At 74.2% G+C, this 24823-nt stretch carries 25 protein-coding genes and 2 pseudogenes; 15 read left to right on the forward strand and 12 right to left on the reverse strand.

The window, feature by feature from the left end; genetic code table 11:
- The first annotated feature begins 146 nt into the window (after window positions 1-146).
- From ACH34T_RS29435 to ACH34T_RS29445, 3 genes are all read left to right on the forward strand, one after another.
- Window positions 147-1376 carry an NRAMP family divalent metal transporter gene (locus tag ACH34T_RS29435; RefSeq protein WP_396024182.1) on the forward strand — a complete coding sequence of 410 codons (1230 nt, stop codon included), beginning with the start codon at window positions 147-149 and terminating at the stop codon, window positions 1374-1376.
- 377 nt (window positions 1377-1753) lie between these two features.
- A complete protein-coding gene (locus ACH34T_RS29440; protein WP_396024183.1) occupies window positions 1754-2545 on the forward strand; it encodes a putative hydro-lyase in 792 nt (263 codons plus the stop codon).
- A 21-nt stretch (window positions 2546-2566) separates the two neighbouring features.
- Window positions 2567-3943 (forward strand): cellulose binding domain-containing protein, encoded by a 1377-nt coding sequence (locus tag ACH34T_RS29445; protein ID WP_396024184.1) that lies wholly within the window; start codon window positions 2567-2569, stop codon window positions 3941-3943.
- A gap of 126 nt (window positions 3944-4069) precedes the next feature.
- On the opposite strand, the gene ACH34T_RS29450 is transcribed toward ACH34T_RS29445, so the two are convergent.
- Window positions 4070-4684, reverse strand: a complete 615-nt coding sequence (locus tag ACH34T_RS29450) for a hypothetical protein (RefSeq protein ID WP_396024185.1) — start codon at window positions 4682-4684, stop codon at window positions 4070-4072.
- Window position 4685: 1 nt separating this feature from the next.
- Window positions 4686-5330 (reverse strand): hypothetical protein, encoded by a 645-nt coding sequence (locus tag ACH34T_RS29455; RefSeq protein ID WP_396024186.1) that lies wholly within the window; start codon window positions 5328-5330, stop codon window positions 4686-4688.
- A gap of 257 nt (window positions 5331-5587) precedes the next feature.
- Here ACH34T_RS29455 and ACH34T_RS29460 point away from each other — a divergent pair, with 257 nt between their 5' ends.
- Complete coding sequence (locus tag ACH34T_RS29460) at window positions 5588-5992, forward strand: SSI family serine proteinase inhibitor (protein WP_396024187.1); 405 nt, start codon at window positions 5588-5590, stop codon at window positions 5990-5992.
- A 77-nt stretch (window positions 5993-6069) separates the two neighbouring features.
- Window positions 6070-6393 carry a hypothetical protein gene (locus ACH34T_RS29465; RefSeq protein ID WP_396024188.1) on the forward strand — a complete coding sequence of 108 codons (324 nt, stop codon included), beginning with the start codon at window positions 6070-6072 and terminating at the stop codon, window positions 6391-6393.
- Here ACH34T_RS29465 and ACH34T_RS29470 read toward each other — a convergent pair.
- Window positions 6380-6868, reverse strand: a complete 489-nt coding sequence (locus ACH34T_RS29470; RefSeq protein WP_396024189.1) for a nucleoside deaminase — start codon at window positions 6866-6868, stop codon at window positions 6380-6382. The genes ACH34T_RS29465 and ACH34T_RS29470 overlap by 14 nt on opposite strands.
- A 288-nt stretch (window positions 6869-7156) precedes the next feature.
- On the opposite strand from ACH34T_RS29470, the gene ACH34T_RS29475 reads away from it, so the two are divergent.
- The 7 genes and pseudogenes from ACH34T_RS29475 to ACH34T_RS29505 form a co-directional block, all read left to right on the forward strand.
- Window positions 7157-7831, forward strand: coding sequence for a GTP cyclohydrolase II (locus ACH34T_RS29475; protein ID WP_396024190.1), 675 nt, complete (start codon window positions 7157-7159; stop codon window positions 7829-7831).
- Window positions 7828-8667 (forward strand): CDP-alcohol phosphatidyltransferase family protein, encoded by an 840-nt coding sequence (locus tag ACH34T_RS29480; protein ID WP_396024191.1) that lies wholly within the window; start codon window positions 7828-7830, stop codon window positions 8665-8667. The genes ACH34T_RS29475 and ACH34T_RS29480 overlap by 4 nt, the downstream gene beginning before the upstream one ends.
- Window positions 8624-9595, forward strand: a complete 972-nt coding sequence (locus tag ACH34T_RS29485; protein ID WP_396024192.1) for a zinc-binding alcohol dehydrogenase — start codon at window positions 8624-8626, stop codon at window positions 9593-9595. The genes ACH34T_RS29480 and ACH34T_RS29485 overlap by 44 nt, the downstream gene beginning before the upstream one ends.
- A gap of 30 nt (window positions 9596-9625) precedes the next feature.
- A complete protein-coding gene (locus tag ACH34T_RS29490) occupies window positions 9626-10024 on the forward strand; it encodes a 6-pyruvoyl trahydropterin synthase family protein (RefSeq protein WP_396024193.1) in 399 nt (132 codons plus the stop codon).
- A gap of 50 nt (window positions 10025-10074) precedes the next feature.
- Window positions 10075-11175, forward strand: a complete 1101-nt coding sequence (locus tag ACH34T_RS29495) for a glycosyltransferase family 4 protein (protein WP_396024194.1) — start codon at window positions 10075-10077, stop codon at window positions 11173-11175.
- Window positions 11172-12005: a class I SAM-dependent methyltransferase gene (locus ACH34T_RS29500; RefSeq protein ID WP_396024195.1), complete on the forward strand. Its 834-nt coding sequence runs from the start codon at window positions 11172-11174 to the stop codon at window positions 12003-12005. Before ACH34T_RS29495 ends, ACH34T_RS29500 begins: the two co-directional genes overlap by 4 nt.
- An 83-nt stretch (window positions 12006-12088) precedes the next feature.
- A pseudogene (locus ACH34T_RS29505) lies at window positions 12089-12760 on the forward strand (lysylphosphatidylglycerol synthase domain-containing protein); the annotation flags it as partial.
- Window positions 12761-12763: 3 nt separating this feature from the next.
- Here the strand turns inward: ACH34T_RS29505 and ACH34T_RS29510 are convergent.
- The 3 genes and pseudogenes from ACH34T_RS29510 to ACH34T_RS29520 all read right to left on the reverse strand — a co-directional run bounded on the left by ACH34T_RS29510 (window position 12764) and on the right by ACH34T_RS29520 (window position 15375).
- Entirely contained in the window at window positions 12764-13531 is a 768-nt protein-coding gene (locus tag ACH34T_RS29510; RefSeq protein WP_396024196.1) for a creatininase family protein, read from the reverse strand.
- 49 nt (window positions 13532-13580) lie between these two features.
- A pseudogene (locus tag ACH34T_RS29515) lies at window positions 13581-14324 on the reverse strand (phosphatase PAP2 family protein); the annotation flags it as partial.
- Window positions 14325-14409: 85 nt separating this feature from the next.
- Complete coding sequence (locus tag ACH34T_RS29520; RefSeq protein WP_396024197.1) at window positions 14410-15375, reverse strand: zinc-binding dehydrogenase; 966 nt, start codon at window positions 15373-15375, stop codon at window positions 14410-14412.
- Window positions 15376-15631: 256 nt separating this feature from the next.
- On the opposite strand from ACH34T_RS29520, the gene ACH34T_RS29525 reads away from it, so the two are divergent.
- Window positions 15632-16231 (forward strand): hypothetical protein, encoded by a 600-nt coding sequence (locus ACH34T_RS29525; RefSeq protein WP_396024198.1) that lies wholly within the window; start codon window positions 15632-15634, stop codon window positions 16229-16231.
- Window positions 16232-16268: 37 nt separating this feature from the next.
- Here the strand turns inward: ACH34T_RS29525 and ACH34T_RS29530 are convergent, their stop codons facing one another.
- The 3 genes from ACH34T_RS29530 to ACH34T_RS29540 form a co-directional block, all read right to left on the reverse strand.
- A complete protein-coding gene (locus ACH34T_RS29530; protein ID WP_396024199.1) occupies window positions 16269-17177 on the reverse strand; it encodes a J domain-containing protein in 909 nt (302 codons plus the stop codon).
- 2 nt (window positions 17178-17179) lie between these two features.
- Window positions 17180-17929 (reverse strand): hypothetical protein, encoded by a 750-nt coding sequence (locus ACH34T_RS29535; protein WP_396024200.1) that lies wholly within the window; start codon window positions 17927-17929, stop codon window positions 17180-17182.
- Window positions 17930-18014: 85 nt separating this feature from the next.
- Window positions 18015-18803 carry an NAD(P)H-dependent oxidoreductase gene (locus ACH34T_RS29540; RefSeq protein ID WP_396024201.1) on the reverse strand — a complete coding sequence of 263 codons (789 nt, stop codon included), beginning with the start codon at window positions 18801-18803 and terminating at the stop codon, window positions 18015-18017.
- Between the two features lie 98 nt (window positions 18804-18901).
- Between ACH34T_RS29540 and ACH34T_RS29545 the strand changes: the two genes are divergently transcribed.
- Entirely contained in the window at window positions 18902-19777 is an 876-nt protein-coding gene (locus ACH34T_RS29545; RefSeq protein ID WP_396024202.1) for a helix-turn-helix transcriptional regulator, read from the forward strand.
- Between the two features lie 17 nt (window positions 19778-19794).
- Here the strand turns inward: ACH34T_RS29545 and ACH34T_RS29550 are convergent, their stop codons facing one another.
- A complete protein-coding gene (locus ACH34T_RS29550; RefSeq protein WP_396024203.1) occupies window positions 19795-20391 on the reverse strand; it encodes a TetR/AcrR family transcriptional regulator in 597 nt (198 codons plus the stop codon).
- A gap of 67 nt (window positions 20392-20458) precedes the next feature.
- Here ACH34T_RS29550 and ACH34T_RS29555 point away from each other — a divergent pair, with 67 nt between their 5' ends.
- Window positions 20459-21118: a hypothetical protein gene (locus ACH34T_RS29555; RefSeq protein ID WP_396024204.1), complete on the forward strand. Its 660-nt coding sequence runs from the start codon at window positions 20459-20461 to the stop codon at window positions 21116-21118.
- A gap of 40 nt (window positions 21119-21158) precedes the next feature.
- Here ACH34T_RS29555 and ACH34T_RS29560 read toward each other — a convergent pair whose 3' ends face one another.
- On the reverse strand, window positions 21159-22898 hold the full coding sequence (locus ACH34T_RS29560; RefSeq protein ID WP_396024205.1) for an ATP-binding cassette domain-containing protein: 1740 nt from the start codon (window positions 22896-22898) through the stop codon (window positions 21159-21161).
- Window positions 22895-24661, reverse strand: coding sequence for an ABC transporter ATP-binding protein (locus ACH34T_RS29565; protein ID WP_396024206.1), 1767 nt, complete (start codon window positions 24659-24661; stop codon window positions 22895-22897). The genes ACH34T_RS29560 and ACH34T_RS29565 overlap by 4 nt, the downstream gene beginning before the upstream one ends.
- Window positions 24662-24823 lie beyond the last annotated feature (162 nt).

Here is a 24823-nt window from a genome sequence, read left to right on the forward strand (position 1 = left end):
CGGGCGCGGCGGAGCGCGCCCGCCGCGAAACGCGTGTGGATCACCAGGGTATCGCCCGCCAGGAAAATATCTCAACAAGGGGATTGCTGGATTGTTGAACAATCCTTACGCTGGCGGAAAGCGGAATCCCTCGAAGGGCCAGCCCCATGACGGACCGGACGACCCTGGACAAGCCCCCGGCACCCTCCGCACCCTCCCGCCGCGGCGCGCTGCTCGGCGCCATGTTCCTGATGGCCACCAGCGCCATCGGCCCCGGGTTCATCACCCAGACCACCGTGTTCACCGCCAAGCTCGGCGCCGCGTTCGCGTTCGCGATCCTCGTGTCCGTCCTGGTGGACATCGCGATCCAGCTCAACGTGTGGCGCATCGTCGGCGTGTCCGGCATGCGCGCCCAGGAGCTCGGCAACCGCGTCCTGCCCGGCGCCGGCTACGGCCTCGCCGCGCTGGACGTCTTCGGCGGCCTCGTCTTCAACATCGGCAACGTCGCCGGCACCGCGCTCGGCCTGAACGCCCTGCTCGGCCTGGACGTCAAGATCGGCGGCGCGGTCTCCGCCCTGGTCGCCGTCGCGATCTTCCTCAGCCGCCGCGCCGGCGTCGCGATGGACCGCATCGTGGTCCTCCTCGGCGCCGTCATGATCCTGCTGACGCTGTACGTGGCGTTCGTGTCCGAACCGCCCGTCGGCGACGCGCTCACACAGAGCGTCGCGCCCGAGACCGTCGACTTCCTGGTCATCACCACCCTGATCGGCGGGACGGTCGGCGGATACATCACCTACGCGGGCGCGCACCGCATGATCGAGTCCGGGCTGACCGGGAGCGAGAACGTCCGGGCGATCAACCGCAGCGCCGTCACCGGCATCCTCGTCACCGGCCTGATGCGCGTGCTGCTGTTCCTCGCCGTCCTCGGGGTGGTCGCGGGCGGCGTGACGCTCGCCAAGGACAACCCGCCGTCCTCGGCGTTCGAGCACGCGGCGGGCGAGGCCGGGGTGCGCCTCTTCGGCCTGATCATGTGGTCGGCGGCGATCACGAGCGTGATCGGCGCGTCCTACACCTCGGTGTCGTTCCTGGTCTCGTTCTCGTCCTTCGTCGAGAAGTACCGCAACCGCATCGTCGTGGCGTTCATCCTGGTCTCCGCCGTCATCTACCTCATCATCGGCACCACCCCGGCGAAGCTGCTGGTCCTCGCGGGCGCGCTGAACGGGATGATCCTGCCGTTCGGACTCGGCGTGCTGCTGTGGGCCGCCGCCCGCCGCCGCGACCTGCTCGGCGGCTACCGGTACCCGGCCTGGCTGCTCGTCCTCGGCGCCGTCGCCTGGGTGCTGTCCCTGTATCTGAGCTGGGACTTGCTCACCGAGATCGACCAGCTCTGGAAATAGGGACGGGAAAATCCGGATTCATTCCATCGGGCGGGAACCATGATGCGTACGTCGGACGTTCACCAGACAAGGCCGCTGGCGAAAGTCAGGATTGGGGCCGTCCGGGTCATGCGGCGCTCGGCGTGGGGGTGTCGGGCGTCGCAGACCCGGACTCATCAACGACTCGCTCACCGGGCTCTCGGCAGCCCGGACGACGCGGCCGCCTCCGAAATCACCTTCCGCGCCTTCCGCGCGCCCAACGGCATGCCCCGCGGCATGCGATGTGGCGTGCGATGCGGCGTGCGAGCCGCGGGTATCGCTATCCGGGACACCTTTCTTCCTCGCCGGCCATGCGCCGGCCGTCGGCCATCCCCGGCATTCTCGTGAAAGGAGAGACCATGACCGCACCCCTCGACCCGGGCGCGCTGTCGCCGGACCAGGCCAGGGCCCTGTTCCGCGCCGGCCTCGACGTCCCCACCGCCGGCTGGTGCGCCGGCTGGACGCAGGCCAACCTCATCGCCGTGCCCCGCGATCAAGCCTACGACCTGCTGCTGTTCGCGCAGCGCAACCCCAGGCCGTGCCCCGTCCTGGACGTCACCGAACCCGGCGCGACGTCCGCGTCCCTGTTCGCCGGAGACCTGCGCACCGACCTGCCCGGCTACATCGTCTACGAGCACGGCGAACCGGTCGCCGAGGTGCCCGACGTGACCGGCCACTGGCGGGACGACCTGGTCTCGTTCCTCATCGGCTGCAGTTTCACCTTCGAGGACGCGCTCCTCGGCGCCGGCGTCCCCGTCCGGCACATCGAGCAGAACCGGAACGTCCCGATGTACCGGACGAACCGGATGTGCCGCCGCGCGGGCGACTTCGGCGGCCCGCTCGTCGTCTCGATGCGGCCCGTGCCGGCGGCGCAGGTCGCCGACGCCGTCCGGATCACGTCCCGGTACCCGTTCGTGCACGGCGCGCCCGTCCACGTCGGCGACCCCGTCGAGCTCGGCATCGACGACCTCGGCCGCCCCGACTTCGGCGACCCCGTCGAGATCCGGGTGGACGAGATCCCCCTGTTCTGGGCGTGCGGAGTGACCCCGCAGGCGGCCGTGACGGCGTCCCGTCCGAAACTCGCCATCGGGCACGCGCCGGGCCACATGGCGATCACCGACGCCCGCGACACCCGGTACCTGATGCCCTGAGCACGGCATTAGGCTTCCCCCATGCCCGAGATCGTCGCCCCGGGCGACCGCCTCGGGGACCGCTACCGCCTGGACAGACCCCTCGGCGCCGGCGGGATGGCGACCGTCTGGCGCGCGGTCGACCTCGTCCTGGACCGTCCCGTCGCGGTGAAGGTGCCGAAGGAGGGCTGGCCCGCGGAGTTCACGCGGCGGCTCCGCCAGGAGGCGAAGGCCGCCGCGGGCCTCACCCACCCGAGCATCACGGGCGTCTACGACTACGGGGAGCACGGCCGCGTCCCGTACGTGGTCATGGAACTGCTGGACGGCGAGAGCCTGTCGGCGCGCCTGTCCAGGGAGCCGCTGCCCTGGCGCGAGGCCGCCGGAATCTGCGCGCGCGTCGCCGACGCACTGGCCGCCGCCCACGCCGCCGGGATCGTCCACCGCGACATCAAGCCGGCGAACATCTTCCTCACCCCGGTCGGGGTGAAGGTCCTGGACTTCGGCATCGCCTTCACCGGACCGTCCGCGCCCGGCGGGCCCGTCCTCGGCACCCCCGCCTACGTCGCCCCCGAACTGCTGTCGGGCTCGGCGCCGACGCCGGCCGCCGACCTCTTCTCGCTGGGCGTCGTCCTGCAGGAGTCGGTGACCGGGCTGCCGGTGTCCACCCCGGCCCTCCCGGAGGACGTCCCGGACGAGGTCGCCGTCCTCTGCCGCCGCTGCCTCGGCCAGGACCCCGTTTCCCGCCCATCGGCCGCCGAGACGGCCCGCCTCCTGGCCGGTGCGGCCGGCGTCCAGCTCGCCCGGCTCCCGCCGCACGCGCCCGGCGACGGGCCGCCCGAGCCGCCGCCTGAGGCGACCTCGATCCTGGAGGACCCGGCCCCGCCCGCGGAGCCGAAGCCCGACCCGAACCCGACGCGGGTGCTGAACGAGCCGCCGCCCGCGGACCCGCCGCCGTCGGCGCGGAAGCCGCTGATCATCGCGGGGGTCGCGGTCGGGGTGGTGGCGATGCTGGCGGTGCTGCTGGCGACGCTGTCGCCGGACTCGTCCGACCCGACCGCCGCACCGCCCCCCACGGCGAGCCCCTCATCGACCCGGGCGTCCGCCGCGTGCTCGGTGTCGTACGCGATCGTCGGGACGTGGCCGCAGGGATTCCAGGCGACGGTGCGCATCACGAACCTCGGCGACGGCGCCATCGACGGCTGGACGCTCGCCTTCGACTTCCCGGACGGGCAGGCGATCGTCCAGCTGTGGAACGGCAGCCAGGTGCAGGACGGCCCGTCCGTCACCGTGACGGCCGCCGACTGGAACAGCTCGATCCCACCGGCCGGCACGGCCGAGTTCGGCTTCCTCGGCCGCCAGGCGGGCGCGAACGCCCCGCCCTCCGGCTTCACCCTGAACGGCGCCCCCTGCCGCCCCTGACCCAGGCGCTACCGGGGGCGGACGTGGGCCGGGATGGCCTGGTGGCTCGGCTGGACGGTGTGGGCACCGGCCGATCATCGGCCCGGCGTGCGGCCGCGCGAACGTCCGTCCCGGTGAGCGGGACGGTCAGCCGGCCGGGATCATGAGCTCCACGCCGATCAGGGACGCGAGCACGAGGGTGCGCTGGGGCTCCGGAAGCGGGTGGAGAAGCCGGACGGTATGGCGGCGGCGCCGGTCGCCGTACGTGGAGAGGCCCGTCTGGTACGTGGCGATCTGGTCGCCGCCGGGGCCGGTGAACGTGCCCTCCTCGTGCGGGTTCCGCAGGCCGGGGGCGGTCAGGAGGGCGGTCTGGCTCCCGTGCGCGTCGAGCAGGGCGTAGCGTCCGCCCTGCTTCCCGGACATGAGCTTGAAGACGCCTTTGACGCCGCCGGTGGAGACGGCGACGGAGCCGATGTGGCCGCCGTTGGGAGCCACCACGTGGGCCGGCTGGGGGCGCATGGGGTCGTTCGTGCGGTCGACGTAGAAGTACGGCGTCTGGTCGGGGCCGGCGACGCAGAGGACGACGCGGGTCTCGTCGTACTGGGCGTGCGGGTTGGCGTAGGGCACGGAGGCGTCGTCCTGGCGCCTGACGGGGACGCGGGTGACGTTGGCGAGCAGTTCCCCGCCGTCGTGGAAGACGTACTCGCGGGGGCGCTGCGGTTCGTCGATCGTCCAGGTCAGGGCTTCGTACAGGTTCGGCACGTCAGCTCCGGGTCAGGTCGAACGCGAGGGGCGAGGCGATGACGAGCGTGCGCAGCGGCTCGGGGAGCTGGTACATGAGCTGCAGGACGTACCGGTCCTTGAACGTCGCCTCCCTGACGTCGGTGTGCGCGATGCGCTGGCCGTTCATGTCGGTGTAGTCGCAGGCGACCGGGACCCACTGGAGGTTGTTGTCTTCCACGGTGCCGGTGCGCCTCATCTCCCACGCCAGTTCGCACAGGGGGCGGTCGTAGGCGTCGAACAGACGGTGCCGCATGGCCGCCGCCCCGGCGAGTACGTTGAGCATGCCCCGGCCGACGCCGCCGCCGGACAGCTGCTGCGCCGCTCCCGTCCGGTCGTCCTGGAACCGGCCGATGACGGTGCCGTCGGGCGCGACGATCGCGACGGGGGCGCCGTCCTGGCGGTCGACGTAGAACAGCGGCGCCCCGTCGAGGCCGGCGACCTGGACGACGACCCGCGCGTCCTTCAGGCCGGAGCTGAACATGCCGATGAGCCCCTTGCGCGGCTTCGGGCCCGAGACCTGGGTCGCCTGGCCGAGGGGGCGGTCGTCCTGGTCCTCGATCCGGTACTCCAGTTGCGACGACTGCTGCTCGATCTTGAGGAAGGGCGAATTCAACAAGTCGGTCATGGCAGGTCAGCCTAGCGGCGGCCGGCCCGGTTCGTACGCCTTTGAACCGTGGTATCCGGACGCGTCCGGTGAATTGCGCGCGCGGGCATTGCGGAAATGGGCAGACTTGGCTCGGGAGTGAACCGGTGGCCGGACTGGGATGGAGAATGGCCTTGTTTGGGGGATTTTGTCGCGCCTGGTGGCGGGGCGTCCGCCATAATCGGGCGTCCCGGCCGGTCGCCGCCGCGGATCGCGGCGGGCAATTCAGGGAGGAATTCATGCACATGTCGCGTGCCCGTTTCCGATGGGCCGCCGCGCTGGCGGGAATCGCGGTCGTCGCGCAGGCCGCGCCGGCGCAGGCGTCGCCGGGACCGGCGCGGGAACCGGTCGGCGCCTACCTGCTGACGGTGGCGCCCGAGCACGGCCACGGCACCGCGAAGCGGCTGTTGTGCGACCCGGACGGAGGGACGCATCCCGCTGCGGCGGAGGCCTGTGACCAGCTCGCATCCGTCGACGGGGAGGTGGCGCGGATCGCCGCGCGGCCGGGGCCTTGCACGATGGAGTACGCGCCCGTCCGGGTGAGCGCCGACGGCACCTGGCGCGGAAAGCCGCGCCGTTTCGCCGAGACATATCCGAACCGGTGCGCCGCCGTGCGCGAAACCGGCGGAGTCCTTTTCCGATAGGAAATCCGTACGCGCGGGTCGCCGGGCGGCCGGAAAGGGCGCCGTCCGGCGGCCCGCACGCAGAGAGGCGTCAAGCGATGCTCGCTTTCACCGGGCCGGACATCCTGGTCACCTACGAACGTACCGGGGGATTCGCCGGAATTCAGGAACGGGTCACCGTCGACGATTCCGGGACGGCCGCCGTCAACGACCGGAAGATCACGCTCAGCGCCGGGGAAATGCGCGGCCTGCGCACCGCGCTGAACGGCATCGTGACCACCTGGTCGTCGACGGCGGGGTGCGACGTCGCCGACCACTTCACCTATACGCTCGCGTTCCGCGGGCACCGGGCGACGCGCTGCTGGCTGCCGTCCGACTGGCGGCCGGCGGTCGAGCGGCTGGAGGCCCTCACCCGGCGCTGACCGCGCGGGCGTGCAGGTCCCGCATGGCGGCCTCAAGGGACGCGACGGGGCCGTCCACCCGCAGGCCGGGCACGACCTCCTGGATCGGGATCGGCGCGACCGGGCCCGGCGCGACGCCGAGCTCGGCCCGCCACGCCGCCACCTGCGCGGACGAGTGGACGTACACGATGCGCCCGAGCCCCACCCAGCCGTGCGCGGCCGAGCACATCGGGCAGTGCTCACCGGACGTGAACACGGTCGCGGCGGCGCGCTCCTCCGGCGTCAGGTTCCGGGCCGCCCAGCGGGCGGCCTCGAACTCGGGGTGGCGGGTCTGGTCGCCGTCCGCGGTGCGGTTGCGGTCCTCGAACAGGACCTCGCCCGACCCGGCGACCAGCACCGTCCCGAACGGCTCGTCGGCCGCGTCCAGGGCCTCGGCGGCGAGCGCGACGCAGCGGTTCAGGTGGACGAGTTCGGCGGCGGTCGGTTCGTAGCCCATGAAACGATCTTCTCAGGCGGACCCGCGCGGGACCAGGCCCGGCGAGGGACGGCCACCGTCCCCACGACCGCCTCGCCGCGGCGCCGGCGGCCGTCGCGAGTCGACGTGACCTGGCGGAAGTCCCGGCGAACCGCCGTGCCGCGCACGACTTGGCGGTCCGGACCCGCATACGCTGAACCCTGAGGTGCCTCCCCTCCGTGCCACGGATCATACGGACCGTTCTGAACGCAACCGCCGCGTGCGTCCGCCACGTACCACGGGTGATTGCGAAGCCGAGGAAGGGGAGCGATGCACGACCAGGGCATCGAGCAGAAGGACATCGCGGAGGCGGAGCTGCGGACACGGCGGGGCGTGTTCCATGCCGTCGCGTTCCGGGACCCGGTCGACCGGCACGAGCATCTGGCGCTCGTCCGCGGCGACGTCCGGGGCCGGGAGGGCGTGCTCGTCCGGACGCATTCGGAGTGCATGACCGGCGACATCTTCGCCGCCACGCGCTGCGAGTGCGGGGACCAGCTCGGCGCCGCGCTGGACGCGATCGTCCGCGAGGGCGCCGGTGTCCTTGTCTACCTGCGCGGGCACGAGGGGCGCGGGATCGGTCTCGTGGCCAAGGTCAGGACCCACATCCTGCAGGACGACCAGGGCCTGGACACCGTCGACTCCGCCACCGCCATCGGGCTGCCGGTCGACGTCCGCGACTACGGCCCGGCGGCCCGCGTCCTGCGGCATCTCGCGGTCCGGTCGGTGCGGCTGCTGTCGAACAACCCGGGCAAGGTCAGCGCGCTGGAGTCGTACGGGATCGAGGTCGCGGCGCGGGTGCCGCTGCTCGTCCCGGTCAGCGACGACAACGTCCGGTATCTCACGGCCAAACGCGACCGCCTCGGCCACGACCTGCCGCAACTCGACGCGCCCTCGCCGGCGCTGGGCGCGGCGCCGGTCAGCGGGGTCAGCGAGGTCCGCGGATGACGCGCCCGATGACCGCGCCCCGGCCGGTGGGGGTCGTCTGGCGCGCGGCCGCGCCGCCACGGGAGGCGCGGCCGAAGCGGCCGCGGCCGTCCAGGGGCGCCGAGCTGGCGGCCGCGGCGGGCGCGCAGGTCGTGCTGGTGGCCGCGCTGCGTCCCGGGCTCGCGGGCCTGGCGGTGGGCGTCGTGTACGCGCTGGCCGCGTGGGCGATCCTCGGCGCGGCGTTCCGCGGGCGGCGGGCGCTGGGCCCGGCCGATCACGTCACGCTGACGCGGGTGGTGCTGACCGGCGGTGTCGCCGCCCTGGTCACGGGGCATCTCCTCGGTGGCGGGCACACCTGGACGCTCGTCGCCGTCGCGTCGGCGGCGCTCGTCCTGGACGGGGTGGACGGCCAGGTCGCCCGCCGCACCGGGACGGCGTCGCGGCTCGGCGCGCGGTTCGACATGGAGGTCGACGCCTTCCTCGTGCTGGTGCTGAGCGTGCAGGTCGCGTCGGCCACGGGGGCGTGGGTGCTGGCGATCGGCGTGATGCGGTACGCGTTCGGCGCGGCGGCCTGGGCGGCGCCGTGGCTGCGCGCCGAGCTGCGGCCGAGCATCGCGCGGAAGGCCGTCGCCGTGGTGCAGGGCGTGACGCTGGTCGCGGCGGCGCCGGGCGTCGTCCCGTACGCGGGCGCGCTGGTGGCGGCGGCGCTCGTCCTGCTGGTCTGGTCGTTCGGACGGGACGTGCTGTGGCTGTTCACGCGACGTGAACGGCGGCGGAGCCGGGGCAATCCGGGGAGTCGGGGGAGGAGCACGGATGGAGCGGGAAGCCCGCGCGTTCTGGATCCGGTCGCCCGGTAGCGGGGAGATCCGCGACGAGGCGCTGCCGGAGCCGGGGCCCGGCGAGGTCCTGGTCCGGACGCTCTGCTCCGGTGTGAGCCGGGGCACGGAGGCGATCGTCTTCCGCGGCGGCGTCCCGCCGAACCAGCACGCCGTCATGCGGGCGCCGTTCCAGGACGGGACGTTCCCCGGCCCCGTCAAGTACGGGTACCTGAACGTCGGCGTGGTCGAGGACGGCCCGTCCGGCCTGCTCGGCCGCCCGGTGTTCTGCCTGTATCCGCATCAGACCAGGTATGTCGTCCCGGCGAGCGCGGTGTGCCCCGTCCCGGACGGGGTGCCGCCGGAGCGGGCCGTCCTGGCCGGGACCGTCGAGACCGCGGTGAACGCGCTGTGGGACGCGGCCCCGCTGGTCGGCGACCGGATCGCCGTCGTCGGCGCCGGGATGGTGGGCTGCTCGGTCGCCGGTGTCCTCGCCGGGTTCCCGGGGTGCCGCGTGCAGCTCGTCGACACCGACCCGTCCCGGGAGGGCGTCGCGCGGGCGTTCGGCGTCGAGTTCGCCCTGCCCGAGCAGGCGGACGGCGGCTGCGACCTGGTGGTCCACGCCAGCGCCACCGAGGCGGGGCTGGCGCGCTCGCTGGAGCTGCTCGCGCCGGACGGGGAGGTCGTCGAGCTGAGCTGGTACGGCGACCGGCGTGTGGCCGTCCCGCTCGGCGAGTACTTCCACTCGCGGCGGCTGATGGTCCGGAGCAGCCAGGTCGGCGCGGTGCCGCCCGCCCTCCGGTCGCGCCGGAGCTTCGCCGACCGGCTGGGGCTGGCGCTGCGGCTCCTCGCCGACCCCGCGTTCGACGTCCTGATCACCGGCGAGAGCGGCTTCGCCGAGCTGCCGAGGATCATGCCGCTTCTCGCGAGCGGTGAACTTCCCGCGCTCTGCCACCGAATCACCTACTGAGTCCCCGACCGACCGACTGGAGAACCCCACGTGTTCGCGATCACCGTCCGCGACCATGTCATGATCGCGCACAGCTTCCGCGGCGAGGTCTTCGGACCGGCGCGGCGGCTGCACGGCGCCACCTACGTGGTGGACGCGACGTTCCGCCGCCCCGATCTCGACCCGGACGGCATCGTCGTCGACATCGGGCTCGCCACGAGCGAGCTGGGCGAGGTCCTCGGCGCGCTGAACTACCGCAACCTGGACGACGAGCCCGACTTCGCCGGTGTCAACACCTCGACGGAGTTCCTCGCCAAGGTCGTCGCGGACCGCCTCGCCGACCGGGTCCGCGCGGGCGCGCTCGGCGAGCACGCGCACGGCCTGGCCGGGATCACCGTGACGCTGCACGAGTCGCACGTCGCCTGGGCCAGTTACGAGCGCGAGCTATGACCGCGACGGCCGAGCCGACCGCGCCTGAGCCGACCGCGCCGGAGCCCAGCGTGCCTGAGCCGGCCGCGCCCAGCGCTTCGGTCGCTCACGAGATCTGCGTCGTCGTCCCCGGCGACATCGACGACGCCGGCGTGCCGAGCGGCGGGAACCACTACGACCGCATGCTGTGCGCGGAGCTCGCGGCGTCGGGACGTCCCGTCCGGGAGCTGGCGGTGCCGGGCACGTGGCCGCGCCCCGGCGCCGCCGCCCGCGCCGGGCTCGCCCGCGCGCTCGCCGGGCTGCCCGGCGGGTCCGTCGTGCTGCTGGACGGCCTGGTGGCGTGCGGCGTCCCCGAGATCGTCGTGCCGGAGGCGGGGCGGCTGCGGCTCGCGGTCCTCGTCCACCTCCCGCTCGCGGACGAACCAGGACAGGCCGACCTGAACGCCGCCGAGCGCACCACGCTGGAGGCGGCCGGCGCCGTCGTGGCGACCAGCCCGTGGGCGCGGGACCACCTCGTCGCCCATCACGGGCTCGACGCGTCCCGCGTCCACGCCGTCACGCCCGGGACCGAGGCCGCGCCGCTCGCGTCCGGCACCGACGGGGCGACCCGCCTGCTGTGCGTCGCGTCCGTGACCCCGCGCAAGGGCCACGACGTCCTGGTCGAGGCCCTCGCCGACCTCGCGCACCTGCCGTGGCGGTGCGAGTGCGTGGGGCCGCTGCGCCGCGCCCCCGAGCACGTGACGCGCCTGCGGCGGCTGATCGCCGGGCACCGGCTCGGCGACCGCGTCCGGCTGGAGGGGCCGCTGACCGGCCGGCGCCTCGACGACGCCTACGCCTCCGCCGACCTCGTCGTCCTGGCGTCCCGCGCCGAGACGTACGGGATGGTCGTGACCGAGGCCCTCGCCCGCGGCGTCCCCGTCGTCGCGACCTCGGTGGACGGCGTGCCCGACACGCTCGGCTGGGAGCCGTCCGGGGCCGTCCCCGGGCTCCTCGTCCCGCCCGACGACCCCGGCGCGCTGGCCGCCGCGCTGCGCCGCTGGCTCGTCGAACCCGACCTGCGGGCCCGCCTGCGCGCCGCCGCCCGCCTGCGCCGTGACACCCTCCCCGGCTGGGACGACACCGCCCGCCGCATGGCCACCGTCCTGTCCCGGCTCCGCAGGGAGGCACGATGAACGCGAACGGCGCCGGGGGATCGTCCGCCGAGACGTCGGCCTTCGATCCCGCCTGGCTGGCGCTCCGGGAGAGCGCCGACGCCGCGGCGCGCGCCGCCGACCTGCTCGGCCCGCTCCGCGCCGCGCTGCCGCCGGACGGGCCCCTCACCATCTGGGACCTCGGCTGCGGCACCGGCTCCCTGGGACGCTGGCTGTCCGGACGGCTCCGCGGCCCGCAGCACTGGATCCTGCACGACAACGATCCCGTCCTGCTCGACCAGGCCCGCGGCAACATCTACACCTCGGCGGACGGCCTTCCCGCGACGATCGAGACCCGGAAGGGCGACGTCGGCGCGCTGCACGCGTCCGATCTGGTCGGCGCGTCGCTCGTCACCGCGTCCGCGCTGCTGGACGTGCTCACCGCCGCCGAGATCGACACGATCGCCGCCGCCGCGGCCTGCCCGGCGCTACTGACGCTGTCGGTCGTCGGGCGCGTCCGGCTGTCCCCGCCCGACCCGCTCGACGCCGAGGTCGCGGGCGCCTTCGACGCGCACCAGCGCCGCGACGGCCGCCTCGGCCCGGACGCCGTCACCGCCGCGACCGAGGCGTTCGGACGGCGCGGCGCCACCGTCCTGACCCGGTCGAGCCCGTGGCGGCTCGGCCCCGGCCAGTCCGCGCTGACCGCCGCGTGGCTGCGCGGCTGGGTCGCCGCCGCCGTCGAGCAGCGCCCCGGCCTGGCGCCCGCCGCGGACGCCTACCTGCGCCGCCGCCTCGACGAGTGCACGGCGGGCGGGCTCAGTGCCGAGGTCCAGCACGTCGACCTGCTCGCCCTGCCCGGGGGGTCGTCGTGAGGAGGCTCTGGCCCTGGCTGCGGCTGCTCACCGGGCTCGGCATCCTCGCCGCGCTCCTCTGGTGGCACAGCACGGACGCGTTCGTGGACGCGCTCCACGCCGTCGACCCCCGCTCGATCGTCGCCGCCCTCGCCGTCGGCCTGCTGACGACCGTGCTCAGCGCCGCCCGGTGGCGCCTGGTGGCCCGCCGCCTCGGCCTGAACCTGCCACTGACCAGCGCCGTCACCGACTACTACACGGCGCAGTTCCTGAACGCCGTGCTGCCCGCCGGGATCCTCGGGGACGTCCACCGGGCCGTGAGCCACGGCCACCGCTCCGGCGCCAGCGGCCTGCGGGCGGTGTTCCTGGAGCGGGTCACCGGCCAGATCGTCCCCGTCGTGGTGGGCGTGATCGTCCTGTTCACGCAGCCCGCCGTGCTGTCGGCCATGACTCCGGCGCTGGTCGCGCTGGCGGTCGTGCTGAGCGTCCTGCTCGTCCTCGCCCGGCGGCGCCACGGCGCGCTCGCGGCGACGTTCGCCGACGCGCGGGCCGTCCTGAATGCCTGGCCCGCCATCACCGCGCTGTCCGTGACGGCGCTGGCCGGGCACCTGACCCTGTTCGTGATCGCGGCCCGCCTCGCCGGCTCCACGGCGCCGCTCCTCGACCTGCTGCCGCTGCTCCTGCTGGCCCTCCTCGTGATGGTGCTGCCGGTGAACGTCGGCGGCTGGGGGCCGCGCGAGGCCGTCCTCACCCTCGCCTTCGGCGCCGCCGGGCTCGGCTCAGCGCAGGGACTGACCGTCTCCGTCGTGTACGGCGTGCTCACCTTCGTCGCGTGCCTGCCGGGCGCCGCGACCTTGCTGCTGAAGCGCCGCGAGGCAGTCCCCGAACGACGCGACGAGGCTCGCCAGCGCGTCCCGGCCCTTGCCGGCGCGGGCCAGTGACGGCCGCCCGATGACGCCCGACCCGGTGTAGGCGGCCATGCCCGTGGTGAGCAGGTGCCGCCGGTCGTCGGCCAGATGATCGGCGGTCTCGTACCCGTCCCTCACCAGCTCCGGGTGGGCGTGCAGCAGGATGGACGTCTCCAGCTCGCCGCCGTGCATGTCGCTGTCGCCGGACGTCTCGATGCCCGCGGCGCTCCTGGCGTCGTCCCACTCGTCCAGGCCGGGGAACAGCGCCATGTCGCCGCGCGCCTCCTGGACCACGTTCCCCAGCACGTAGTTGCCCCCGTGCCCGTTCACCAGCACCAGCTTCGGCACCCCGGACCGGACGAGCGACCCGGCGACGTCCCGCACCACCGCGTGCAGGGTCGCCGCCGAGATGCTCACCGTCCCGGGCCAGGCCGCGTGCTCGTGCTCATGCGAGCACGAGATCGTCACGGGCGGGAGCGTCCGCACCGGGTACGCCTTCGCGATCTCCGCCGCGATCGTGCAGGCGATCACCGTGTCGGTCGCGAGCGGCAGGAACGGGCCGTGCTGCTCGTGGCTCCCGATCGGCAAGACCGCCACGGGGACGTCCGGAACCTCGGAACTCGTGTGCGTTGGCAGCATGCACCCCACCCTGCCGCACCCGCTCCACCAGCGAAACCAGCGCCATCGCCCCGGCGAGCAGCGCGGCGGCGACGATGCCGTCCGTCCAGTAGTGGTTGGCCGTCACCACCACCACGAACACGGTGATGGGCGCGTGCATCGCGATGACCCACCGCCACCTGCTCCGCGACACCCGCACCACCGCGACCGCCACCAGGATCGCCCACCCGATGTGCAGCGACGGCATCGCCGCGTACTGGTTCGCGATCCCCTCGGCGGCCCCCGCCGGATACGCCGAAGGACCGACCGTCAGCATCGTGTCGACGGCCCCGAGGTGCGCCAGCCGCGGCGGCGCCAGCGGGAACAGCATGTGCACGAGCAGCCCCGCCGCAGTCAGCGCCACCAGCTCGTTCCGCACCCTGCCGTAGGACGACCGGTGCCGCACGTAAAGCCAGACCAGCAGGAGCGCCGTTCCCGGAAAGTGCACGCCCACGTAGTACACGTTCGCCAGGAAGGCGGTGTGATCCCACCCGAGCGCCCACTGCTGGAAATCCACTTCGCTGGGGAGCCACGACCGTTCGAAGCTCCACAGCCACGCGGCGTTGTTCATCGCCTGGCCGGGACCGTGCTCGACCAGCGTCCGCCCCCACTTGTAGAAGGCGAACAGCACCGCCAGCAGCCCGACCTCGGTGACCAGCGGCCGCACCCCGCGCCGCATCGCCACGCTCGCCATGTGTCCTCCCCGTGCCGGTCGTCCCCGTCGGATGGACGACGCCCTGTGACAACGTCCAAGCACAACCTTTACGTCCGACATTCCTGGAGGCACTGGCCCCAGCCACCCGAACCCGGAAGGGAAAGCCCCCAGCCGGGGGTGGAGCTAACCCCACCCCCGGCGCGATCTACGGCAGCAGGAGGGTCTTGCCGACGACGGTCCGGTTCTCGATGGCCGTGTGGGCCTCGGCGGCGTTCTCCAGCGGGAACGTCTGTCCGATGACGGGCTTGAACACGCCTTCGGCGGCCTTCGCCAGGGCGTCGCCGAGCAGCCGCATGCGTTCGGTCTTTGCGATCTGCACGTCCTGGATGCCGCGCAACGTGACGCCTCTGCGTGCGGCGTCGTCCGCGTCTACGGCGGTGAACCCGCCCATGGTGGCGCCGTGCGCGGAGAACGTGCCGTCGTCTTTCGCGGCCTTGAACGCCGCGAGGCCGATCCCGGCGCCGACGCCGTCGAAGACCACGTCCGCCTGCCCGGAGATCTCGTCCGCCCAGCCGGGCTCCGCGTAGTCGAGGACGACGTCCGCGCCCAGGTCGCGGGCCAGCTCCAGCTTCCGGGCCCCGCGCGCCGCCGCGACGACCCGGGCGCCCCGCGCGTGCGCGAGCTGGACGAGCAGCACGCCCATGCCGCCCGTCGCGCCCACCACCAGGACGGTGCCCCCGTCCTTGACCGCGCCGCCCTCGAAGACGCCCTCGAACACGCACAGCGCGGTCACGCCGTCGTGCAGGAGCGCCGCGGCGTCGTCGAGGCCCAGACCGTCCGGCACGGGGAGGACGTTCTCCAGCGGCGCCGCCAGCCGTTCGGCGTAGCCGCCGTTCCCGACGGACGCCACCACCCGGCGACCGATCCAGGCGGGGTCGACGCCCGGCCCGGCGCCGATCACCGCTCCGGCCCCGCCGCCGCCCGGCACGTACGGCGGCGTCGTGTCGAAGAACGCCCGGGCCCGGCCCGCGCGGATCCTGGTCTCCACGAACATGGTGTCCGCGGCCGCCGAACCGATCACGACCTGCCCGGGCCCCGCCACCGGATCCGGCGCCTCGCGCACCGCCAGCACCTCGGGCCCGCCGAACTCCTTCACCTCGACCACGCGCATCTCCGGATCTCCTCCCTCGTCAGAAGACCCAGTCTCGACCCTCAACCAAACTTGAGGTCAACGCGCCGAGGCAGGGGGACGAGCGGGCAAGGCGAGCGGGCAAGACGAAAACCGTCGTCTTCCCAGGTAAATCCGAGAAGCAGAAGATCTTCAAGAATAACGAGGGCTGACGTGCCGGATATTTCCCGGTGACACCCGGCCGGCGGGCGCTAGGATTAAAGCCCATCCTACATATCAGTGATCTTGCGAGGCGGGTATGGCATGGGGGCCGGTCGAGCATCAGCAGGGGCTGCTGGCCGGGGGTGACCTGTTCCGGTATGCGGTCGCCGGCGGAGAGCTGGAGCCGATGCCGTCCGTTCCGATGGGGCTGGAGCAGGGCGAGAGCCCGTACGCGGATCTGCCGCTCGAATACTCGCGTTTCTACGCCATGGACGTCTCCTATGATCACCGATCGGTGGTCGCGTCCGGTTCGGCGGGATTCGTGCTCGGGGCGCTCGCGGTCAACGCGGCCGGGAACGCGATCGCGCGCAACCGGGCCCGCGCGCTCGCGGCCGCGCAATGGCGCGAACACCAGGTGGCGCGGGTCGTGCTGACGAGCGAACGGCTGCTCGTCTTCACCAGGGTCCGGCCGCTGTCGTTCTGGCATGGCGGGCTCAGCGAGTTCCTGCCCGCGCCGGACGCCTTCCAACTGGTGCTCACATATCCGGACTGCGAACCGGTCCGGTTGAAGGGGCCCGGGGTGCCGTGGCTCGCGGTCGCGATGGCGCGGCTGATCTACGAGCCGGAGCAATTGATGATGATTCCCGGTTTCGCCGGGATGGCCGCCTGGCACCTGACGGAAGGGCCGCCGGAATAGCGGAGAGAATGGCGACGAGGCCGGAATGGCGGGCGGGTCAGGCGCGGGTGAGGGTGCCCTTCGCGCTGATCTCGCCGGACGAGTAGATGACGAACTCCGCCTTTCCTTTCCGTCCCGGCGTGAGGTTGACGTCGCCCACATCGCAGCCGGCCCTGCCTTCCGGGAACCTGGTGTCGAGGGTCAGGGTGGCGCCGTTCACGGAGATCGGAACGGCGGTGCCGCTGCACCGTCCGCCCAGATAGCGGACTTCGCCGTTGTGCTTCCCCTCGCGCAGGACCAGTTCCGCCCGCCAGCCGTCGTCGTTCTCCCTCGCCGGCCGGTCCTTGATCGTGCCGCGCCACGTGCCGGCGAGCCTGGCGGGGACCTCGGCCTTCGGGTCCGACGGGTCCGGCAGCAGCTCCAGCAAGGCCGTGGTGATCGTGAGCAGCGCGGTGCACGCGACCAGGGTGATCGTGAGGGCGATCGCGACCCTCGGCAGCACGCGCACCCTGGGGACGACGGGACGGAACGGCGGCGCGGGAGGCGGCGGCCACGCCCCTGGCATGCCGTACCGGGGCGGCGGGGGCATGCGCCGGTGCGGCACGTCCTGCCGCGGCGGGGACGGCGGGGGCTGGGAACGCGGGGGAGGCGAAGGCGGCGGCGGGCGGCCCTCGGTCGCCGTGTCCCACGGGTCGTCGACGAGTTCGGGCTCCTCCTCCGTCCCTGACCGGTCGCGGTAGGCGTCGTAGTTCGCGCGATCCTTGATCAGGATGTCGCGGGCGGCGTTGAGGAGCCGGGTGAGCTCGGCGCCCTCCGCCCTGCTCTCCTCCTGCTGGAACCGGTCGGGATGGTGCGTGCGGACGCCGGCGATGTGCGCGCGCCTGATCTCCTCCGCGGACGCGTCCGGGGCGACGCCCAGCAGTTCGTAGGCGTCGTGCCCGTCCAGCTCGGCGAACTCCCTCCGCATCCCTATCCGCCCATCCGCCGCCCCACCGACGCGCGGTAGCACGTGAGCGACCAGTGGGCGGACGCGGCGTCGTGGCCCACGGGCACGTCCTTGGTCCCGGTCGCGAACGTCACGTCCCGCGTCCCGGCGAGATAGAGGAGGAAGCCGTTCAGGCGGTGCTCGAATCCCTGGTACCACCAGTCATGGCGCGTCGGCCGCCGCTGCGCGGTGAACGGCGCCTGCAAGAGCTCCTGCGCACGCGGCGGAAGGTTCCCGATGACGCCCTTCGCCTGCGCGGACAGCCCGATGTCCACAGCCGGCGCCGCGTTCCCCGCGACGTTCCCCGCAGCGTTCCCTGCCGTGGCGGACGGGCCGCGCGGCGGCGGACGATGGTCGATCGCGACATGGCGCAGCGACCCGGACGCGAACAGGAAAGCGGAGATCGCGTAGACCGGACGGTGATCGGTGCTGATCCGGGGCTCGGCCACGGCGAGACCGCCCTCGCCGGCGACCACGCCGTAGGGGCGCCCCTCGGGGCTGGACGGGTCCGCGCAGGCGAACCACTCGATCGTGTCGCCGGCGAGCTCGTGCAGCCGGGCGCGGACCCGCGGCCCGATCGACTCCCACAGCTCCTCGCGCGGCCTCCCGCCGAACGGCATCTCCCCGGCCTGGTGAAGCGGGACCGGCGCGCCCTCGGGCCGGGCGAGGCCGCCGCCGCGCCGCGCTTCCGGACGACCGGAGCCGGACGGCTCCATCGGAAAAGACGAACCCACGTGCCGCTCTCCCTTGACCGCTCATTGACCCTTCCTTTTCACGCTAGCGGCGGAGCGCGGCGGAGAAGGCGCGCGGCGCCGATCGTTATCGGGCGGTGTCGGGCGAGGGCCGGACGTGGAGGTCGAGCCCGCTCGCGCCCGCCGCCTCCACGCCGGGCCGCAGGCGCAGGTCGCGGTCGTAGTCGCCGCCGGTGAGCAGACGGAACGGCACCGGGTCGTCGGTGAAGAGCCCGTCGAGCCGCCGTCCGTACTCGCGTACGGCGGCCGCGAAGCGCTCGTCCGGCACGCCGACGGCGTCGTACACCGCGAACGGGGCGAGCGGCGCCATCCCCGTGAACCAGAGAACGCCGTGCTGCACCGGGTGGAGGACGTCCGCCAGCCGCCCGTGCGCGCCCCGGTCGGAGAACGCCGCCTCGCGGGCGCCGATCGTCACCGACACCAGGGCGCGCCGTCCGCCGAGGGCGCCCTCGCTGTAGGGCGGCGGGACGGCCGGGCCGTGCGCGAAACCGTTGGTGAGCACCCGGTCGAACCAGCCCTTGAGCATCGCCGGCACGGAGAACCACCACAGCGGGAACTGCAGGATCAGCGCGTCCGACCAGCGCAGCTTCTCCTGCTCGGCCAGGACGTCGGGTGTGAGCCGTCCCGCCAGGGTGGCCCGCTCGTGCGCGGCCAGGACGTCCAGCCGCCGGTCCGCGACGTGGTCGGGGATGTCGTCGGCGTCCACCGCCGCCTTCCATTTCATCGCGTACAGGTCCGACACCCGGACTTCGTGGCCCGCCGCCCGCAGATGCCCGGCCGCGAAGGCGGTCAGGGCGGCGTTCAGCGAGCGGGGTTCCGGGTGGGAGCTGACGAGGAGGATCTTCTTCCGCTGCATGCCGCCACGCTCTCCCGGGCGCGGCCGGGCAGCCAGCGCCCCGCTCGACCGGAGGACGGACGATCCTGGTACCGCGAGGGCCACGCATACTTGGGTCCATGGACGACGTGGACCAGATCGAGCGCACCGGCCGCGTCGACGGGGTCGGCGACACGCGGCGCGCGCTCGGCGGCTTCCTGCGCGCCCGGCGGGAGCGCATCGCGCCGGAGCACGTCGGGATCCGCGGCGGCGGACGCCGGCGCGTGCGCGGACTGCGCCGCGAGGAGCTGGCCCAGCTCGCCGGGATCAGCGTGGACTACTACGTCCGTCTCGAACAGGGCCGGGCGAGGCAGCCGTCCCGCGAGGTCCTCGACGCGCTGGCCAGGGCGCTCCGCCTCGACGCGGCGGAGCGCCGGCACCTGGTGACCCTGGCGGGCGCCAGGAGCCGCCCCGCGCCGCGGGCCCGGGTCAGCCCCGTGCTCCGGCGGATCCTGGACGACCTCGTCCAATCCCCGGCCTTCGTGACGAATCACCGCCTCGACGTCGTCGCCTGGAACGCATTGGGCGCCGAGCTGATCGGCGGCCTGTCCGAGCCGGGGCGCCGCGACCCCAACAACGCCAGGTTCCTGTTCCTCGACCCCGCCTCCCGGGACGTCCATCCCGAGTGGGAGGACAGGGCGGCGGAGGCCGTGGGCCAGCTGCGGGTCTCCGCGGGCCGCTATCCCGGCGACGCGGAGCTGGCCGCGCTCGTCTCCGACCTGTCCGCGCGCAGCGCCGCGTTCCGGCGGATCTGGGCCACCGGCGAGGTCGTGATGTGCGCGGCCGGACGCAAGCGGCTGCGGCACCCCGTGGCCGGGCTGCTCGACCTCGACTACGAGACGCTGCACGTCCCGGCCGCTCCCGGCGAGACGGGAGTGGTCGTGCACGTGTTCAACGCGGAGCGCGACAGCCGCGAGGCCGCCGCCCTCGCCCGCCTGGGCCCGCTGGGCGGTTAGCGCGCCCGAGCGGGACGTCAGGCCGACGGGCGGCCGTCTCGGCGGTACAGGTCGTCGAGGTGGGCCGACACGGCGGCGCGCATCCGTTCCGGGGTGGTGGTCCCGGGGTGCAGGGCGGCGTGGACGGCCAGGCCGTCGACCAGGGCGTGGAGCCGGTCGGCCTCCAGTTCGGCGTCCGCGTCCGGGGCGAGGGACCGGGCCAGGGCGAGGCAGCCGGAGCGCATGGTGGTGTGGGCCTCCTCGCAGAGGGCGCGCAGGCCGGGGTCGACGAGCGCGCGGGCGGTGAAGGCGAGCCAGACGTGGTTCTCGGCGGCGCGTTCGGCGTCCATGGGGAGCAGCTCGGTCAGGACGCGGGCGGCGCGTCCGCGGGGGTCGCCGTCCGCGGCCGGGACCGCGGCGATCCGCCGCTCGATCCGCTCGATGATCGTGCGCAGCGTGAACGCCAGCAGCTCGGGCTGGGTGGCGAAGTAGTGCCGCAGCGAGCCGGTCGACAGGCCCGCCTCCCGCGCGACGTTGCGGACCGAGGCCCGGTCCAGGCCGTCCCGCCGGACGACCCGCCACACCGCCGCGACCACCTCCTGCCGGCGCCTGGCCGGATCCACCACCTTCGGCATGGGACTTTTATAGCACAGCTGTGTTACCTTCGACTTGATAACACAGTCGTACTAAAAAGGACCGGTCATGAAGCGTGCCCTCGTCGTCACCGTCACCGCCGCCCCGCTGCTGCTCACCGGGTGCGGGCTCGCCGCCGGGGCGGCCCTGCAGGCGTCCTCAGGCGGCTCGTTCGCCACCCCCGAGCGGCGCTTCGGCACCTCGGCCGTCGCGCTCAAGACCGACGAGATCGAGGTGGGGTCCGAGACGGCGCGCGCCGGGAACCCCATGCCCGACGTCGGGGAGCTCGCCGAGGTCGAGATCGTCGTCCGCCCGGCCGATCCCCGCGTCCCCCTGTTCGTGGGCATCGGGCCGAAGGCACAGGTCGAGGACTACCTGCGCGGGGTGTCGCGGGACGAGTTCGTGTCGGCCGAGCTCAGCCCGTTCACTCCGGTGTTCCACCGCGTGCCGGGCGCGGACACGGCCGCCGCGCCGCCCTCGCGGCAGCGGTTCTGGGTCGCCGGCTCCGCCGGGACCGGGACGCGCACCGTCAAGTGGGACAAGACCGGCGGCGCCTGGTCCGTCGTCGTGATGCGGATGGACGGCCGCTCCGGCGTGGACGCGCACGCCTCCATCGGCCTGCGCTTCGGCTTCCTGCTCCCCGGCGCGATCGCCGCGCTGGCCGCCGGGACCGTGCCGCTCGCCTGGGCGCTGGTCGCCCGCCGCCAGGCGAAGCGCGACAGCCGCTGAAGGGCCCGGGGCGCGGCGGTCGGCGCGGCGGCCCGGCCGGTCAGGTGTGCCAGTGGCCGACCAGTTCGGCGTAGAGGGGGCTGCGTTTCACCAGGGTCTCGTGGGTGCCGAGAAGGGGCCGGGGGCCGTCCAGCAGGAGGACGAGGTCGGCGCGCTCGGCGGAGCTGATCCGGTGCGCGATGACGACGAGGGTGCCGTCGCGGGCGGCGAGGGCCCGCTCGGCGCGCGCCTCGGCGGCCGGGTCGAGATGGCTGGTGGCCTCGTCCAGGATGGTGATCGGGGCGGGGGACAGGTAGGCGCGCGCCAGCGTGACGAGCTGGCGCTCGCCCTGCGAGAGGGAGCCGCCGCCGGGCGGGATCTCGGCGTCGTAGCCGCCGAGGCGTTCGACGGTGCCCGCCATGCCGACGGCGTCGACGGCCCGCCGGAGCTGCGCGGCGGTGGCGTGCGGGCACAGGTAGGAGAGGTTGTCGCGCAGCGTCCCGGCGAAGACGTAGCTCTCCTGCGGGATGAGGGTGACGGCCGAGTGGAGCCGCGCCGGTTCGAGATCGGTCACCGGGACCGGGCCGAGCGCGACGGTCCCCTTCTGCGGGCTGAGCAGGCCGGTGAGCAGGTTGGCGAGCGTGGACTTCCCCGTCCCGCTCGGGCCGACGACGGCCAGGTGGGTGCCTTCCGGGATGTAGAGGCTCACGTCCTCCAGGACCGGTTCGGCGTTCGGGGAGTAGGCGAACGTGAGGTGGTCGGCCTCGATGTCGAAGGACTCGCTCGACGGTGCGCCCCAGTGCGGCGTGTCCGGCGCCGGGGCGATCGCGGGGGGTGCGGCCGGGACGGCGCAGATCTCGGCGAGGCGGCCGAGCATGACCGCGAGGCTGAGCAGCAGCGTCCCGCCGGTGTCGATGAGGACGGTGATGCCCGGCTGGAGCCCGGTGACGAGGTAGACCGCCCCTCCCGCGACCGTCCCGGCGGTGAGTCCGTGGTGCTCGGTCAGGTAGGGCGACAGGACGAGGAGGGCGAGCAGCGGGAGGTGCACTCCGAGCGCGAGCACGGGCAGCCGGATCAGGCGGGTCCGGGCGTAGGCGCGCATTGCCTCCGCCTGGGCGTCGATGACGTCCCCGACCGTGCGGGCGGCGCGGTCCTCGGCCGCGGCGGCGGCGACGTCCCGGACCCCGTGGACGATCACCGCCGCGGTCTCGCCGATGCGCTCCGCCTCCCGGACCACGGCCCGGTACCGGCGGACCTGCGTCCGCAGGAACGCGGCGAACACCGCGAGGGCGAGCGCCACCGACAGGCAGACGACCAGCGCGAGCGGCGGGGAGAGCAGGGCCAGGCCCACCAGCGCGGCGACCCCGGCGGACAGCAGCTGCCGGATGTTGCGCAGCGCCGTCCCCAGCAGCGCCCTGACGGCCTCGGCCTGCTCGGTGACCTGGGACGCGCCCGCGCCCGCCGAGTCGGACGGCCGGTCGGACATCCGGTGCAGCGCGGCGGTGACGACCTCGCGGACGAGCGAGTCGCGCATCGGCTCGACGGTCGCGGCGAGCCAGGGGTAGATCCGGCCCGTGCCCACCGCCCCCGCGACGTACAGGACGGCGAGCGCGGCCAGCCAGGCCAGGCCGGTGAGGGGCCGTCCGGCGAGGAAGCCGTGGTCGATGGCGCGCGCCAGGAGCAGCCCCGACGCGAGCGCGGGAAGCGATTCGAGGGCCGACCAGGCGGCGAGGCGGCGCATCGCGGGCCACTGCCCGCGGACGTGGCGGTGCAGGAGCCGGGCCGCGGGCGGGAGCGTCATGGGGCCGCCGGTCCCGTCGCTGCTCCCGCGGACGGCCCCGCGGCCGGTTCCGCGGCCGGTTCCGCGGCGAACACGGCCCGGTAGTCGGCGTCGGGCCACAGCTCCGCGTGCGGTGCGAGGGCGCGGAGCCGTCCGGCGTCGAGCCAGGCGACGAGGTCGGCGCGCGCGGCCGTGGCGGGGCGGCGCGCCACCACCAGGCTGGTGCGGCCGTCGAGGATCTCCTCCAGCGCCCGCGTCACCTTCGCCTCCGTGGCGGTGTCGAGGCTGCTGGTCGCGTCGTCGAGGACGACGATCCGCGCGCGGGTGAGCGCGGCGCGGGCCAGCCCGAGCCGCTGCAGCTCGCCGCCGGACATCGGGGCGTCGCCGAGCGGCGTGTCGTAGCCGTCCGGGAGGGCGCGGATGAAGCCGTCGGCGGCGGCGGTCCTGGCGGCGCGCTGCACGTCGGCGCGGGTCGCGTCGGGCCGGGCGTAGGCGATCGTGTCGTGCACGGTGGCGCCGAGCAGCGCGGGACGCTCGAACGCGTACGCGACGGCACGCCGCAGGTCGGGCAGCGGCACCGCGGAGACGGGGACGCCGTCGATCTCGACGACGCCCTCGTCGGGGTCGATGAGCCGCCCGATGGTCGACACCAGCACGCTCTTGCCCGCCCCCGACGCGCCCGCGACCGCGACCGCCGCGCCGGGCGGCACCTCCAGGTCGAGGCCGTCCAGGACGGTGCGGTCTCCGGCCCGGACGGTGACCCGCCGCAGGCGGAGCCGTCCGGGTCCGTCCGGGAGCGGCACCGGCCGCGCGGGCGGGCGGACCGCCGGGTCGGCGGTGAGGATCTCGTCGACGCGCCCGGCGCCGACCTGGCAGTTGAGGAGCGCGACGACGGTGTCGAACAACGAGGCCGAGGCGACGGCCATCGCGACGTAGGACGCGCTCGCCACGAGCTGCCCGGTCGTGATGTCGCCCGTGGACAGGCGCAGCCCGGCGACGCCGACGACGAGGACCTGCACGGCCGGCGCCAGCAGCGCCAGCCGCCGGCTGACCCGTCCCTGCACCGCCCACGTCTCATGACCGGCCCGGCGCAGCTCGGGCAGCGGCCGGAGGATGCGCCGCACCTCGGCGTCCGCGGTGCCGCTCGCCCGGATCGTCCGGATGCCCTGGCGGGCGTCGAGCAGCCTGGTCACGATCGCCGCCTGGCACCGCTGGTACCGCGCGAACGGCTCCGTCGCCTGGACGACGAACACGCGCAGCGCCACGACGAACGGCGGCACCCCCGCCGCGAACGCGACGGCGAGCCACCAGTCGATCAGGGCCAGCGCCGTCACCGCGCCCACGGCCGTGACCAGCGCGGCCGCCGCGGACAGCAGCAGGACGGGAAAGGCCGCCGGGGCCGAGGAGCTCTCGGTGAGCCGGGCGAGGACGTCCCCGGTCGGGAACCGCCGCTGCCCCTGCGGCCCGAGCAGGAGCACCCGGCCGAGCAGCCGGTGCCGCAGCCAGGCGGCGATGTCGCCGCCGCAGTAGGCGCCGAGCACGTCCTCCAGCGTGTCGGCCAGCGCGGCCACGGCGAGGACGCCCGCCAGCCGGGCCGCGGCGGCGGCGACGCCGTCCTGGACGCGGACGGCGTCGATCGCCGCGGCGAGCATGACGGGGGTGAGCAGCATCGCTCCGACGCGGACCGCGGTGAGCGCCGACAGCAGGCCCGTCTTCAGCCGGAACCGGCCCATGGCCTCCAGGAGCCGCCGGCGGCCTCCCGCGCGCAGCACGGCGGTGTCCACCCTCGTCGGCTCCCTCCGCCGTCGTCCGGCGTCTTCTACACTCGTGTACGGGTCCGGTCACGGACCTATGGGTCCGGTCACGGACCGGCTCTCGCCGGTCCGTGACCGGGGTTCTACTGGGTGGGACGTTCAGGGGTCCCGGGTACTACATGGGTTGCATGG

The organism is Actinomadura sp. 9N215 (assembly GCF_044326345.1).
Lineage (GTDB): Bacteria > Actinomycetota > Actinomycetes > Streptosporangiales > Streptosporangiaceae > Spirillospora.